General features: G+C 35.2%; 11 protein-coding genes and 1 tRNA gene. 5 read left to right on the top strand and 7 right to left on the bottom strand.

Translation table 11 applies throughout. The features are described from left to right. A partial coding sequence (locus tag ABYK18_RS10940; RefSeq protein WP_373036713.1) for a putative selenate ABC transporter substrate-binding protein occupies positions 1–746 on the bottom strand: 746 nt, incomplete at its 3' end. Positions 747–1,035: 289 nt separating this feature from the next. Between ABYK18_RS10940 and selD the strand changes: the two genes are divergently transcribed. After that, the gene (gene selD / locus ABYK18_RS10945; protein WP_373036714.1) at positions 1,036–2,070 is read left to right on the top strand and encodes a selenide, water dikinase SelD; all 1,035 of its coding nucleotides are present in this window, start codon (positions 1,036–1,038) and stop codon (positions 2,068–2,070) included. 3 nt (positions 2,071–2,073) lie between these two features. Here selD and ABYK18_RS10950 read toward each other — a convergent pair. After that, positions 2,074–2,172, bottom strand: a tRNA-Sec gene (locus ABYK18_RS10950). A gap of 61 nt (positions 2,173–2,233) precedes the next feature. Here ABYK18_RS10950 and selA point away from each other — a divergent pair. Continuing rightward, positions 2,234–3,583, top strand: a complete 1,350-nt coding sequence (gene selA / locus ABYK18_RS10955) for an L-seryl-tRNA(Sec) selenium transferase (protein ID WP_373036715.1) — start codon at positions 2,234–2,236, stop codon at positions 3,581–3,583. Then, positions 3,576–5,414 carry a selenocysteine-specific translation elongation factor gene (gene selB / locus ABYK18_RS10960; RefSeq protein ID WP_373036716.1) on the top strand — a complete coding sequence of 613 codons (1,839 nt, stop codon included), beginning with the start codon at positions 3,576–3,578 and terminating at the stop codon, positions 5,412–5,414. The genes selA and selB overlap by 8 nt, the downstream gene beginning before the upstream one ends. A gap of 37 nt (positions 5,415–5,451) precedes the next feature. Here selB and ABYK18_RS10965 read toward each other — a convergent pair whose 3' ends face one another. Genes ABYK18_RS10965 through ABYK18_RS10980 form a run of 4 tightly spaced genes read right to left on the bottom strand, consistent with a single transcriptional unit; the run spans position 5,452 to position 10,897 of the window. Next, positions 5,452–7,167 carry an efflux RND transporter permease subunit gene (locus ABYK18_RS10965; RefSeq protein WP_373036717.1) on the bottom strand — a complete coding sequence of 572 codons (1,716 nt, stop codon included), beginning with the start codon at positions 7,165–7,167 and terminating at the stop codon, positions 5,452–5,454. Beyond that, entirely contained in the window at positions 7,167–8,759 is a 1,593-nt protein-coding gene (locus tag ABYK18_RS10970; RefSeq protein WP_373036718.1) for an efflux RND transporter permease subunit, read from the bottom strand. The genes ABYK18_RS10965 and ABYK18_RS10970 overlap by 1 nt, the downstream gene beginning before the upstream one ends. Before the next feature lie 9 nt (positions 8,760–8,768). Next, complete coding sequence (locus ABYK18_RS10975; RefSeq protein WP_373036719.1) at positions 8,769–9,515, bottom strand: efflux RND transporter periplasmic adaptor subunit; 747 nt, start codon at positions 9,513–9,515, stop codon at positions 8,769–8,771. Continuing rightward, positions 9,515–10,897 (bottom strand): TolC family protein, encoded by a 1,383-nt coding sequence (locus tag ABYK18_RS10980; protein WP_373036720.1) that lies wholly within the window; start codon positions 10,895–10,897, stop codon positions 9,515–9,517. Before ABYK18_RS10980 ends, ABYK18_RS10975 begins: the two co-directional genes overlap by 1 nt. Before the next feature lie 166 nt (positions 10,898–11,063). On the opposite strand from ABYK18_RS10980, the gene ABYK18_RS10985 reads away from it, so the two are divergent. Together ABYK18_RS10985 and ABYK18_RS10990 are read left to right on the top strand one after the other, a co-directional pair. Then, positions 11,064–13,043, top strand: a complete 1,980-nt coding sequence (locus ABYK18_RS10985; RefSeq protein ID WP_373036721.1) for a thioredoxin domain-containing protein — start codon at positions 11,064–11,066, stop codon at positions 13,041–13,043. 64 nt (positions 13,044–13,107) lie between these two features. Beyond that, positions 13,108–13,551 (top strand): DUF4395 domain-containing protein, encoded by a 444-nt coding sequence (locus tag ABYK18_RS10990; RefSeq protein WP_373036722.1) that lies wholly within the window; start codon positions 13,108–13,110, stop codon positions 13,549–13,551. Here ABYK18_RS10990 and ABYK18_RS10995 read toward each other — a convergent pair whose 3' ends face one another. Next, positions 13,552–14,508 carry an HD-GYP domain-containing protein gene (locus ABYK18_RS10995; protein WP_373036723.1) on the bottom strand — a complete coding sequence of 319 codons (957 nt, stop codon included), beginning with the start codon at positions 14,506–14,508 and terminating at the stop codon, positions 13,552–13,554. It lies immediately after the preceding gene. Between the last annotated feature and the right edge of the window lie 42 nt (positions 14,509–14,550).

Below are 14,550 nucleotides of genomic sequence, written 5' to 3' on the forward strand. Positions count from 1 at the left end.
ATATCTTTATCTTTTAGGTTTAGCAGAGTCTCTTTAAGTCTCTTTGTAAAACCATCTCCATAGGTAGCATCCAAGTCTCCGTGAGCCGTAAACTGATAGTCGGGAAAAGTAGGTGTTTGCCAGATGATCTTTACTTTTGAAGTGTCTATCTTTCCGCTCTTTAGTTCTGAGTCCCAAACTTTAAAGTTAACCGCACCGACTTGGTAAGCTCCGCTTTGAACCAAAGCTATAGTCTTAGTATGGTTTCCGGAGTAACCGACTTTAGAAAAAACTTCTGATGGAGCTTTTCTTAGATGCTCACGTATAAAATACTCAGGCATCAGTCGCCCGCTTGTTGAGCCTTTTGAACCAAAAGTAAATGTCTTGTTTTGTATCTCTTGTGGAAACTCATCGGAGTAATCTAGACCTGTTTTAGTGTTTACTATGATATATGAGCGAAACTCTTTGTCTTGAATACCTTGTGCAATAGCTATAGAGTTTGGAACTATCTGCCTAGCCTTTACACCGCTAAAACCACCGAACCAAGCCAGTTGTACCTGCTTGTTTCTAAAAGCTGCTATAGATGCTGAGTAAGATTTAATAGGTATAAACTTGGCATCTACATCTAACTTTTGTGAGAGATAAACGGCTAGTTTTGAGAAACGCTCTTTTAGTTTTGTCTCATCTTGGTCGGGGATTGCAGAAAATGTAAATGTTTGTGAAAACAAACTTGAAACCATTAGCAGGCTCATAATCGTTTTTTTCATGATAACTCCAAAATATTTTTGAAGCATTAAGTGAGAGTCATAAAATTAGCAAACTTATTTATGTCAAGCCTAAACCTTAGGCAAATGCTCTTTATACTCATAACTATAAAGGAATACATATTAAAAATAACTTAAATAGTAAAATATTTTTTACTCTTTTAATATTGGTTTAATTTTATAACCAGTAGAATACATATAGCATTATCCTATGGAATAGGTGTACATAAATGTAATAAAATCTTTTACTACACTTCTTACACTTACCCCATAAAATACTTTAAGGCAAAACATGAATAACGAATCTAAATTAACTAAGTTCGTTCAAGCAGCTGGTTGAGCAGCGAAGATGGGTCCGGGAGATCTAAAACATACTATTCGCTCACTTATACCAGATAATGAAAATGTGCTTGTAGGATTTGAACATAGTGAAGATGCTTCTGTTTTTAAGATAAATGAGAATGAAGCATTAGTCCAAACCGTGGATTTTATTACACCTGTCGTTGATGACCCGTTTATATATGGAAAAATCGCGGCAGCAAACTCACTCTCAGATGTCTTTGCAATGGGAGCAGAGGTTAGGACTGCCATGAATATCGTAGGCTTTGACAAGACTAACCATGACTATGAAATTCTTAGCGAAATACTAAAAGGCGGAAATGAGAAGATAAAAGAGTGTGGCGGTGTTTTAATCGGCGGACATACTATTGAATCACTTGAGATGTATTATGGACTTAGCGTTACAGGGATGATACATCCGAGTAAAATTCTTAGAAACAATACTCCTCAGATAGGACATGTTTTAGTGCTTACGAAACCTATAGGCATGGGTATCTTAACAACTGCCATCAAGAGAGATCTGCTCAAAACAGAGACTACCCTTGAAGCCGTAAAAGTTATGGAGACTCTTAACCACTTGCCGTCAAGACTCCTCTCAGAGTATGAAGTAAGTGCTTGTACCGATGTCACAGGGTTTGGTCTGCTTGGTCATGCTTACGAGTCTACAAATGAAGCTGTTACTCTTAGCATAGATGCTAAGAGTGTTCCTGTTATGGAAGATGCCTTTGAGTTGGCGGACAAAGATGTAGTTCCGGGCGGGACCAAGAGAAATATGAAGTATTTGGAAGATAAGGTCAAATTTGTAGGAGATGCTCAAAAGTACGCACTAATGTTTTGTGATGCACAGACATCAGGTGGACTTTTAATATCTATGAATGAAAAAGATGCTTCAGAGTATATAAAAAGAGTTGAAGATTTGACTTATGGTTACGCGAGGGTTATTGGTTCTATCATCCCAAGAGGGGATAAACCGATAATAGTATACTAAGTTTGGTGAGAAGGCGAAGGAATCGAACCTCCCGAGGCGTTTACACAAACACCTCCAATCAGGGTTGAAGCCTGTGGTGCCCACCAGGGTCACATGCCCCCCAAATCTTGTACAACTGAAGTTTACAATATAAAAGATAAAATCTATCTAAAAAAGGGTAAAAATGTTTTTACTAAAATCTATTCCTAAGGTAGACAAGTTTGTTGAGAATGAGAGATTTGATAATTTAGCTACGTCACTTGTAGTAGGCATTACTCAAGAAGTCCTTCAAAATTTAAGAGAAAACATTTTAAAAAATGAAGTGGAATCTTTTACAGAAGATGAGTTGGTGGATGCAGTGTTGCACAAATACTCAGAGCTTACAAAACCCTCTCTTCAAAAGCTAATAAATGCAACAGGCGTGATAGTCCATACTAACTTGGGAAGAAGCCTTATAGATGCAAAAACATTTGACAAAGTAAAAGATGTAGTAACTAGTTACAATAATCTCGAATACGATTTAGCCAAAGGAAAAAGAGGGGAAAGGTACTCTCATATCTCAGATGTGATTTGCAGACTTCTTGGATGCGAAGATGTTCTTATAGTCAACAACAACGCAAGTGCAGTCTTTTTAATCCTCAATACATTTGCAAAGAAAAAAGAGGTCATAGTAAGTCGCGGTGAGCTTGTAGAGATAGGCGGAAGTTTTAGAATCCCCGAAGTGATGAAACAAAGTGGTGCAAAACTAATAGAAATAGGTGCTACAAATAAAACGCATCTAAGAGACTACGAAGATGCTATAACTGACAAGACATCGATGCTTATGAAAGTACACAAGTCAAACTACTCTATAGAAGGCTTCAGCTCTGAGGTCGAATTTAAAGAACTAATACACCTTGCAAGAGAGAAAAATCTTATAGACTACTACGACATGGGAAGCGGGCATCTTGTTGATCTGCCTTACGGACTTGACCAGCATGAACCCTCAGTGCTAAAATATATGCAAGAAAATCCATCCCTTCTCAGTTTCTCAGGTGATAAGCTTCTAGGAAGTGTACAGGCAGGAATCATAGTAGGAAAAAAAGAGCACATTGCTAAACTAAAAAAGAATCAGCTTCTTCGAATGCTCAGAGTAGATAAACTTACTCTTGCACTGCTTGAAGAGAGTGTAACCTCAGTCTTGCTTAACAAGATAGATGAGATTCCTACTCTTAAAATGCTCTTCGCATCTACAGATGAACTAAGAGAAAATGCTCTCTCTTTACAAGAAGCCGTAAATGATATATGCGAGTCTGAGATAATAGAGACTAAAACTGTCATAGGCGGCGGCACTACGCCAAACAGAACCATTCCAAGCATCGCACTGACCATCAAGATAAAAAACTACAAACAAAACAAAATGGAAAGACTCTTTAGAGAGAGAAAGATAATAGGCCGCATAGAAGATAACAGGTTCTTACTTGACTTTAGGGCTATTCAAAAGAGTGAGATTCCACTGATAATAGACGCAGTAAAAGAGATAGCAGATGTCTAACTTCATCATAGGAACATGCGGACACATTGACCACGGTAAAACAGCTCTTATCAAAGCATTTAACGGTTTTGAGGGTGATACTACAAAAGAAGAAAAAGAGCGAGGTATAACTATAGACCTTAGTTTTTCTAACATTGCTAAAGATGATAAGAACATAGCTTTCATAGATGTTCCGGGACATGAGAAACTTGTAAAAAATATGATAGCGGGAGCATTTTCCTTTGACTGTGTACTAATAGTCGTGAGTGCAGTTGAGGGAATAAAACCACAGACTGTAGAGCATCTGGAGATTCTAAATCTGCTTGGTGTAAAAAATGCAGTCCTTGTTGTCACAAAAAAAGATTTGATAGAGAAGAGTGAGCTGGAGAAAAAACTACTCGAAGTTGAAGAGTTTATATCCAAATATGACTTTGATTTGAAGTTTGGCATGGGCGTCTCTATTTTTGATGAGGTTTCTATAGAGAGCCTAAAAGAGAGACTCTTTAATCTGGATGCAAGCACAAAGATAGAAGAGAACTTCTTTAGATACTATGTAGACAGGGTTTTTAGTGCCAAGGGTGCAGGAACAGTTGTGACTGGAACTGTACTTGGAAAACCTATAGCAGTTAATGAAAAGGTTTTTATCTCCGACATACAAAAAGAGTCTAAAATAAAAAACCTGCAAGTACACGGGGCAGATGTAGAATGTGCAAATATCTCAAACCGTACAGCTATAAACCTGAGTAACGTAGATGCCAAAAATATAAAACGAGGTTTTGTCATAAGTAAAAAAGGGTATCTTAGAGGTTTTGACTCTATCGATATCTCATTTAGTGCGCTAAAAGATAAACTTCTACATCACAACAGACACTACTCCGTCTACATTGGTTCAAGAAAGATAGATGCAAAGGTATTGCTTTATAACTCTGAGGAGTCTTTGAGCAAGGGTTTTGCATCTATTAAAACTAATGAAGATATCTTTAGCATCTATGATGAGAAGCTGATTATCAGAGATGGAAACTTCACTGTAGCGGGAGGGGTGGTTTTAAACCCTGTAAATGATCCTATGAAAAAGTCCCAAAAACTGCATCTGCTCGAAGCACTGCAAGACAGAGATATACCTAAAGCTTACTCCATACTTCTAAATGCACATAAAAAAGGTTTAGGACTGATCTCATCGGCACAACGTTTTGCGCTCTCTCATCAAGAAGCACTGGAAAATGCTAAAGAGCTTGAGAACTGTTTTGTAGATGAAAAAGAACTTATTATTTATCCAATCTCTACAAAAGGGATTATCTACGATAATATCAAAAACATCTATACTAAAAACAGTTATGCGCTTCTCTCGAACGCATCACTCAAACTAAGACTAAAGTGGGCTAGTGAAGGTTTTATAAAATTGGTTTTAAATGAACTCGTAGATGAAGGCTTTTTAGTAAAGGATGGAAATCTATACAAGAACGCAGATATTACAGAAGACTTTAGAAGCTCGCTAGAGCAGATAGTGTTGAAACGTTTAGAAGAGGAGAGCATATCTCCGACTGCTCCTTACAACATTTACGATGATTTAGATATAGACAGGAAAATGGGTGATGAGATATTAAAGTTACTTTGTTCCAAAAAGCAGGTAATCAGACTTCAACATAACCTTTTCATACACTCTGCCAGTCTAAGCGGACTTCTTAATGATATGAAAAATATCATAAAAAAAGATGGCTATATAGATATACAAAACTTTAAAGCCAAACATCCACTAAGCAGAAAATATCTTATTTCTTATCTGGACTATCTGGATAATTTTTCAGAGATTAAAAAGCAGGATAACAGAAGAGTTTTCGTTGAGTATATTTAACCGGATAGCTTAACTATCCGGTTATAAAAGAAAGAGATTAAAGAGGATCGTTGATAGAAACTGCTTTTTTCTCATGAAAATTGAAGTGCTTTTCTAAGTCTGCTTGGAATAAAAGTACAGGTACTACGATTAGAGATGCTACAACTGCCGCGACTGTTCCAAAAATAAGAGCAACACCAAGACCGCCAAATACTGCATCTCCCGCAAGAAGTGTAGATGCAAGAATAATAGCTGCCGCAGTTAGGAAAATAGGCTTAGCACGGGTTGCTGTTGCATAAGCGATAGCTTCAGCTTTATGCATACCTTTTTCACCCATAAGTGATTTTGTAAAGTCTATTAAAAGAAGTGAGTTACGAGAACTGATTCCTATCAGTGCAATAAACCCAATGAGTGAAGTCGCTGTTAGAAAGAATGTATCAGCCGTAAAAATATCCATAATCCAGTGACCTACGATTACACCGATGATAGATAGAAAAGACCCTAAAAGAATGATTCCGCTTAATGTATAGCTTTTGTAATAGATTACCATCAGTAAAAAGATTAAAACCAAAGCCGCTATAAATGCGGCACCAAGCTCAACAAAAGTATCAAGTGTTACTTCCATCTCTCCATCCCAAATGATTTTATAAATCTCTTTGGTAACTTTATCTGTAAGCTTAAGGTTAAACAGGCCTATCTTTTCTATGTCATATTTATCTGTAAATGTATTAATAATAACATCTCTTGCATCCATAAGAGGATAAACCTGAGAAAGCATATCTGTCTCCGCCATAACATTTGTCATCTGATGAAGATTTTTACTCATGATTAGAGGGTTTGATTTTTTAGGATAGATGCTTACAAGTTCAGTAACAGGAGTCATCATGCCCATTTTGTTCATAAGCTTTAAAGATGACAGTTTGGCTTTTACGGCATTGATATCTTTAGACGTAAATCTTTTTGAGTCTTGAGAAAGAGACAAATATATAGGAATCTGGTCATTATAAACATCAGAGTTTTTAACAGCTATCTGCATACCTTCAAATGCTAAGTAAAGAATATCGTTTAACTGTTTGATGCTTACACCGGAGAGTGATACTTTCGTGCTGTCAACTTTGACCTCAAAAGTATCATATATCTCATCTTGCATAATATCAACATCTACTAAACCGTCTGTATTCTTAAATACATCTGCAATTTTATTTGAGAGTTCTCTGATGCCTTTTGCCTCAGAACCGTATACTTCAGCAACAATGGCTGCCAAAACAGGAGGTCCTGCAGGCGGTTCAACAAAAGAGACCACAGTATCAGGATATAGTGATTCACAGTTTTGTATAATAACAGGTCTCATACGTTGAACCATCATGTAAGAAGGTTCGCTTCTGTCATGTTTTTTTGTAAGATTTAAAACAACCTCTGCAACGTTTTCAGAGTTTTTAAAGTGTGAACCCTTGATAAGTCCCGCAAAATCAAGAGGAGCACCCATTCCCAAGAAAACTTCTATATCAAGTACTTCATTTTCTTTTTGGATGTATCCGACTATACAGTCTGTTACATGTTTAGTCTGCTCAACCGAGCTTCCATTTGCAAGAGTTGCATAGATATTAAATGTGTCATTATTTTTACCAGGAAGCATCTTCGCCAACACCATTTTACTCGGAGCTATCATAAGAACTGAAAGTATAAAAGCTATCAGTGTTGCTATTAAAATGAATCTTCTTTGTGTCTTACTCTGGATGCCAACTAAAACAGCGTCTTCAAATTTTTTAAACATTAGTGACCTCCTTTTTTACTAAAATCAGGTTTTTTAAGCATTCTAAGTGCTAAATAAGGTGTGAATATATACGCTACAAAAAGTGAAGCTATAAGAGCTACAGGAACGTTTGCAGGTATCGGTTTCATAAACTGACCCATCATCTGACCCACAAAAGCCATTGGCACCATAGTCATAATAATCGCTAAAGTCGCAATATTCGTCGGCGGTCCGATTTCATCAGTCGCTTTTACCATTAAATCATCTACGTTTTCATGCTGTGATTCTATCGAGTGATAGTGTCTGTGAATGTTTTCAATAACAATAATAGCCGCATCTACGAGTAGTCCAAGTGAGAGTAAAAATGCAAAGAGTGTAATCCTATTGATGGTCTGACCGGTCAGATAAGCTACAAAGAGTGTAATAGCTAAAATAGCAGGAACCGTAAATGTAACGATTAAAGATTCTCTCCATCCAAGAACAAGTGCAAGTAAGATAGCAATAATTACGATTGAGAGCACAAGGTGAAATACAAGTTCGTTTACAGCCTCATTAGCTCTTTCTCCGTCGTTTCTTGTAATAACGTAGCTAATGCCGTTTTCTTTTAGATATTCTTTATATGATTCGAGTTCTGTTTTTACCGCATCTGCGATAACAACCGCATTTGTACCTTGAAGTTTTGATACTGTCAGAGTAACTTGATCCTGCAGCGGTTTGAATTTTCCGGCATCGTCTCTTACACTGATTTGAACTGATTTAAAGTTTTGAATATCATAAGATTTTGCCACTTTTGCCACTTGGTTCAAATATATCGGAGAACCCATATATTGAGCGATTATAATATTTCCTATATCTTTTGAACTCTCTATAGCGTTTTTTACGCCGACCATAAGTATTTTGTTGTCATCAGTTCTGTTTTTAACAGCCGGAACACTGTATGAAAGTGATTGAACTGCTTGGACAATCTGCCCCATAGAGAGGTTGTAACCGGATAGTTTGTATAGGTCAACTTCTATGTTAAACTGAGTCTTATTTCCACCTTTTACTTCTGTTACGGCTACATTGTCAAGACCGTTTATATGATGTTGTATCTTTTTTACTTTGTCATAAAGCTCTGTTTTACTCATATCTTTGTTATTTGAGTAAAATGCAACCGATACGACAGGAATATCAACATCAATATCCAATGGTTTGATGATAGGGTTCATCGCACCTTTAGGAAACATATCAGAGTTTTGCATAATCTTGTCATAAACTTTAAGATTTGATCCCTCTTTCTCTTCTCCAATATAAAAGGCCGCATTCACGATACCTACATTATCCATAGCAGTACCGTAGATATGTTCTACACCTTTTACTTCTTTTAGTTTTCTCTCCAGCGGTTTAACTATTACTTTTTGTATCTCAGCAGCACTTGCACCGGGAAGAGCTACGATGACCGTAGACCCGCTGACAACCATTTGAGGATTTTCTTCACGAGGCATAATCATCAATGCCATATATCCAATGGCGAGTAAAAATATACCAAGGACAACGGTAAGAGGGTTTCTTAAAAACCCTTTTGCTAACTTGCCGGCTGAGTCAGTCGGTTGATAAGGTTTTGCGTGATTCATATGGACACCTTAGTTTATTTCAACTGTTGCATACATACCAGGATATACTGATTTGTTATTACTTTTAAACGAAACTTTGATTTTAAAAGTGTGAGTCATCGGGTTTGAGCTAGGTATTATCGCTGTTATTTTTCCGATAGTTTTAACCTTTAATGACGGGATGTTTACAATAACTTTAGTTCCGTGTTGAATACGGCTTAAATCATTCTCAGCAATCTCTGCAGAGATTTTTAGATTGCTTAAATCAGAAAGAATAATTGCAGGCATACCAGGCATTGCCATCTCACCTACTTTTATATTTTTTGCAACTACAACACCCGCATTCGGTGCTTTTATAATAAGATATCTATATTGATTTTCTACTTCTTTAAGTCTTGCTTTTGCTATTGAAATCATATCTTGAAGATTTAATGCCGCAAGTTCTAAGTTTTCCACTTCGTACTTGGAAACCATGTCTTTTTCAAGAAGTCTTTTGTATCTGTCTAGGTTTAGTTTTACATTTGAGTATTGGTTCTGGTACATTTGAAGGCTAAGCTCAGACTGTCTTTTTGCAGAATCGATCTCTCTTGAATCAATAGTATAAAGAATTTGATCTCTAACTACTCTTTCTCCCTCACTCACATTTACCTCTGTTACAAAACCCATAAAACGGCTTGTAATCATTTTTTGGTTATCAGAAATTACACTTCCCGACAGTGTAAGAATCTCGGCTATCAGTGAAGCTCCAAGTGCTATTAATATTAAAAACTTTTTCATTATTTATTTTCTCCGTTTGCTAATTTTTCTAATGCGAATATACGCTCATTTCTTTTGTTTTGTGCCATTTGCAGTTCTAGTATTTTTTGAATTTGTTGGGATTGTTTGATGATTACATCACTCATAGAAGCAAGCTTTTCTCTATATCTGCCTTCATAGTTTTTATAGATCTCATTTGCAAGATTCAGCTCTTTTTTCAGTGATGTGATTTCAGCATCATAAGTCTTAATCTCAGTTCTGATTTTATCTACTTTAAGCACGATACCTTTTTTTGCAAGTTCTACTTGAGTTTTTGTCTTTAATTGTTGTATACGTGATTTTTCAACTTTTGCACTGTCGATTCCACCGTTAAATATGTTCCAAGTAAGTCTTGCACCTACCGTATATGCTTTGTGGTCGTCAGCATCTCCTAAAAATGTATTGTCCGCTGTAGCAGCTTCTGCAAAAGCACCTATCATCGGATAGTAAGAAGACTTTGAAACGTTAACCATGCTTTTACGGACTTGTAAACCTGTTGAAGCTCTTTGAATATCAAGGTTGTTGTTTAAAACATCATCGTTACTAAGCTCAGGCATAGTAACACTAGATGAAGGTGTAGAAATATTGTGTACCTTTTGGTTTAGTAAAAAACTAATATAGTGATATAAAAGTTTTTGGTTAGATTCCATCTGAAGAATCAGTCTTTGTACGTTTCCTTTTTTAGCTTGAACCTCTAATAAGTCCACTTTTTTTGCATACCCGACATCAATCATCTCTTTAGTCATGTTTTCTAGCGTATTAATATTTGTAAGAATAGTATTTAAGTTTTTTGTAGAGTTACGAAGTAGAGCCATATCGTAAAAGCTTTTTCTGGTTTGATATATTTTTTCATTGATAACTTGATCTTTTTCAAGTCTTTTCATCTTTGTCATAGACTCCATAATATCGACATAACTTGATATTTGAAAGCCTGTAAAAAGAGGAACCTCATATTTTAGTTTGCTTTGAAAGAAGTTTCTAGCATCCGGGTAGTTTAAGTTTTTTGGCTGTGTTGCCAAAAGTGTTGCTGAGTTTCCAGGGAGTCCACCCATTTGAGCCAAAAACTCATCAAAACCAAAGTCATTAAAGTTCGCTTCTCTCGAAGTCAGTTTGAAGCCAAACACATTTCCTGCATCATTTGAGTTCGCATAGTCTTGAATAAAGTCAAGTTTACCCCAATGATTGCCACCAGCGGTCTGAACTTCCGCCTTTGCTGAATCCACATCTAGCGATGCAGTCTTTATCTCTAAGTTCTCTGATTTTAAAATTTCTATGGCCTCATCAAGCGTGATGGCATTTGAGATAGTAACATCAGAAGCATTTAGCAGTAGTGCAGTAATAAGCACACCAACTATTTTTCTCATTCATTTTCCTTTTTTGTCGTCATCATAATTAAATTAAGTTTTAATTATAACATATATTCTTTTTTTATATATCACATTAGAATCAAATTATCAAACTTAAATGCTTCGCGTATCAGTCTGTAAAGAGTTTCTTCCTCTGTTTATAACATTTAGTTAGAATATCTACATGAAGTATATAGTTATAATATTGACATTTTTTATCTTTTTAGAAGCCGGGGATTTAAAAAATAAACTCTTAAGTGAGACCTCTCCGTATTTGCAGCAACATGCAACAAACCCAGTAAACTGGATGCCTTGGGGTGATGAGGCTTTTGCAAAGGCAAAAAAGCAAAATAAAGCAGTATTTCTATCCATCGGTTATTCAACATGTCACTGGTGCCATGTCATGGCTAAGGAGTCATTTGAAAACAAGGCAATAGCAGAACTCTTTAACAAATATTTTGTATGTGTCAAGGTAGACCGTGAAGAGATGCCACACCTTGACAGTTACTATCAGCAGTTACATTTAAAAGTAAAAAAAAGAAGTGGAGGGTGGCCTCTTAGTGCATTTCTGACTTATGAGAAAAAACCATTTTACATAGGAACTTATATTCCTGCAAATCAAGAACATTTTCATGAGGGACTCGACACACTTTTACCAAAAATATACTATAGATACAAAAATGATTATAAAGATGTTCTCAAAGAGGCGGAGTATATGGAATCTTTGATGAATAAAGCACAAAAAACTATAAAAAATGACAATGCAAAAATATCCCTAGATACTTTAAGTAGTTCAATACAAGAGAGTTATGATGATATTTATGAAGGTTTTGGAAGAAACAAAAAGTTTCCAGAGGCTTCAAAGTTGGCTCTGATGATGGATCTGGCACTTTTAAAAAATAATGAAAAACTGCAGAAGAAATCTTTAGACATGTTAGATGCAATGGCTATGCGCGGACTTTACGACCATGTAGAGGGCGGATTTTTTCGTTACAGTGTAGATGCTGCCTGGGAGATTCCGCATTTTGAGAAGATGCTTTATAATCAGGCTGAACTGATTCCTCTTTATGTGAGAGCATATCTCACAACTAAAAAAGAGCTCTACAGGAATGTTGTAAAAGAGAGTATAGAAATGCTTGATAGGAGGTTTGTAAAAGATAAATTATACTACAGTGCTTCAGATGCAGATACCAATCATGAAGAAGGAACATATTTCACTTTTACAACGGATGAGATTGAACAAGCTTTGAAAAACAACCCTTACGCTCCTGCATTGAAAGAGAGTTTTTATTTTGATGAGTTTGGAAATTTTAAATCAAAAGTACATCTTGGATTTACTTCAAACGACAGGGTAAAAGGTTTCAAAAAGTTCAAAGAAGAACTTCTTAAGATGCGCAAAACAAAAGAGTACCCGTTTATAGACAAAAAGATAAATACGGCTTGGAATGCGATGATGATAGAAGCTCTTTACAAAGCATCTGTCCTTGATAAGAAATATGCAAAAAAAGCAGATGAACATCTTGAATCTCTTTTAGCATATATGTTTGAAAGAGAAGAGTTATATCATCAGGCTCTTATCGGTACAAAGCCTACACAGTTGGGACTTTTAGAAGATTATAGTTTTTTAATCTCAGCTTTACTGGCGGCATATGAAGTAGAATTTGATGAAGATAAACTATCAAAAGCAGAATATTTTTTAAATGAGGCAAAACGTAAGTTTTATAGAGATGGCATCTGGTATCATAGTGATGATAAACTAGGTATAAAAGCTGATATAAATGATAAATATTACACTTCACCGCTCTCTAGAATGATTCAAAACATTTTAAAGCTTGCATCTCTTAGAACATCGTTTAGATATGAAAAATTGGCTGTAAAAACATTAGAATCACAAAATGCCTTGATTGAAAAAGAGCAGTCAAATGCTCCTGCAGCTTCCATAGCTTTTTTGATGCAAAAAGAAAGAGTCGTAACAATTAAAAACAATAAAGAGAGTCTAAAAAGGGATTTTATAAAGATAAAAAAAATAAAATATCCATACGTTTTGATTAAAAAAAAAGATATGGTTTCTGAGTATTTGGCATGTACGATGCGAAGCTGTTTTGCGGTAGATAAAGAGTTTTCAAAGATAAAAATAAATATAGAAGAAAACATAAGAAATTAAAATAATAATACTTTAAGAATAAAAGACTAAGATTTCAGTATATAAAACTGAAAGGTTATTCACTTTGTCTTACTCTTGTCCCCTAAACTTTCAAAGCGTTGATAGTTATATAGCTCGATTTATAGCATTAAATGTAAGTGTGTTATTAATTGCTTACATGGTTACGTTTAATACTTTCATATTGTACTTTTTGTTTTTCGATTTTATGATGCGACTCTTTTGCAAAAAAGAATACTCACCGCTTTTTCATATATCAAGGGCGCTTAAAAAAGTTTTTAGATTAGAAGATAAGTTTACTGACGGTGGAGCTAAAAGATTGGCAGGGTATTTCGGTCTGTTTTTTATCCTTTTGCTTATAGCAGGCAATAACCTGAACATCGATATGTTTTCTATAGCAGTCAGTGTTATATTTCTTTTTTGTGCTCTGCTCGAAGCATTTTTTAGTTACTGTCTGGGTTGTAAAATATACTTTATAATTAAAAAGATGTATCCTAATTTTATGAACTGATTAGAGTGATTTAAGAAGCAGTTGAAGATATTTGTGATTAAATTTATTTATCATTGAGTCATCTTTTATCATCATCTTGATGGCTTCAAAAGAGCTGTATAGTTTTCTGTGCGGTCTTTCACTAGTAAGTGCATCAAAAACATCACAGATAGATAAAATAGAAGCAAAGACACTTATCTCTTCTTCTTTTAACTTCTCAGGATATCCACCGCCGTCGTATTGTTCGTGATGATGCATTATCGCATCTATGATATAAGGATCATGTATATTGTTCTGTTTAACTATATCTACGCTGTATTGACTGTGTCTGTGAACTTCTTCCATCTCTGCAATATTAAGTTTGGTGTTTTTATTGATAAGTGAGGGGTTTATCTTTTTAAGACCTAGATCGTGTAAAAGACCGGATATGCCTAAGTGTAATAGTTTTGAGTCGTTTAGCTTAAGCATATTGCCGAGATTTACGGCGTAAATAGCTACATGCAAAGAGTGATTTGCTATATTATTTTCATTTATAAACAGCGGTATGGTGTTTTTAATAAATTTTTCATCATACTGTACTAAATAAATAATAGATTCTACTATTAAACTTACACATTTTGAATCAATCTTATTATCTTTATTCTCTAGATAATCATTGAATAATTCAGTATTTAAGTCATGTACGAATTTGAATCTTCTTTCTGGATTATCTTTGTTGTATTTTATATAATCTTTGAGGCTATCACATGTTAGAGAGAGTTTGGCTTTATCTTTTTTAAATATATATAGAGTGTCTTGTTTTTCTAGTTTTTCATACATCTTTTGAGATAACAGAGTACCCGCTTCTATGATGATAATGTAGTCACTGCTTTTTTTTATAAAAATATCAAAAGGCAAGACATCACCGACAGCTAAACTGTCTAAATCCAATAATGTATAATAATCCGCTGTTTTGATTTTCTTCTGTACTACTCTCATATGTCGGAATTATAGCATATATGTTTGTATCTGAAGTATAGT

This window comes from Sulfurimonas sp., from assembly GCF_041563495.1.
Taxonomy (GTDB): Bacteria; Campylobacterota; Campylobacteria; order Campylobacterales; family Sulfurimonadaceae; genus Sulfurimonas.

Coding starts and splice junctions, on each gene's coding strand:
- ABYK18_RS10975 (WP_373036719.1), bottom strand. CDS start 9,515: ATGAAAAAGTTTTTAATATTAATAGCACTTGGAGCTTCACTGATAGCC.
- ABYK18_RS10980 (WP_373036720.1), bottom strand. CDS start 10,897: ATGAGAAAAATAGTTGGTGTGCTTATTACTGCACTACTGCTAAATGCT.
- selB (WP_373036716.1), top strand. CDS start 3,576: ATGTCTAACTTCATCATAGGAACATGCGGACACATTGACCACGGTAAA.
- selA (WP_373036715.1), top strand. CDS start 2,234: ATGTTTTTACTAAAATCTATTCCTAAGGTAGACAAGTTTGTTGAGAAT.
- ABYK18_RS10970 (WP_373036718.1), bottom strand. CDS start 8,759: ATGAATCACGCAAAACCTTATCAACCGACTGACTCAGCCGGCAAGTTA.
- ABYK18_RS10985 (WP_373036721.1), top strand. CDS start 11,064: ATGAAGTATATAGTTATAATATTGACATTTTTTATCTTTTTAGAAGCC.
- ABYK18_RS10965 (WP_373036717.1), bottom strand. CDS start 7,167: ATGTTTAAAAAATTTGAAGACGCTGTTTTAGTTGGCATCCAGAGTAAG.
- ABYK18_RS10995 (WP_373036723.1), bottom strand. CDS start 14,508: ATGAGAGTAGTACAGAAGAAAATCAAAACAGCGGATTATTATACATTA.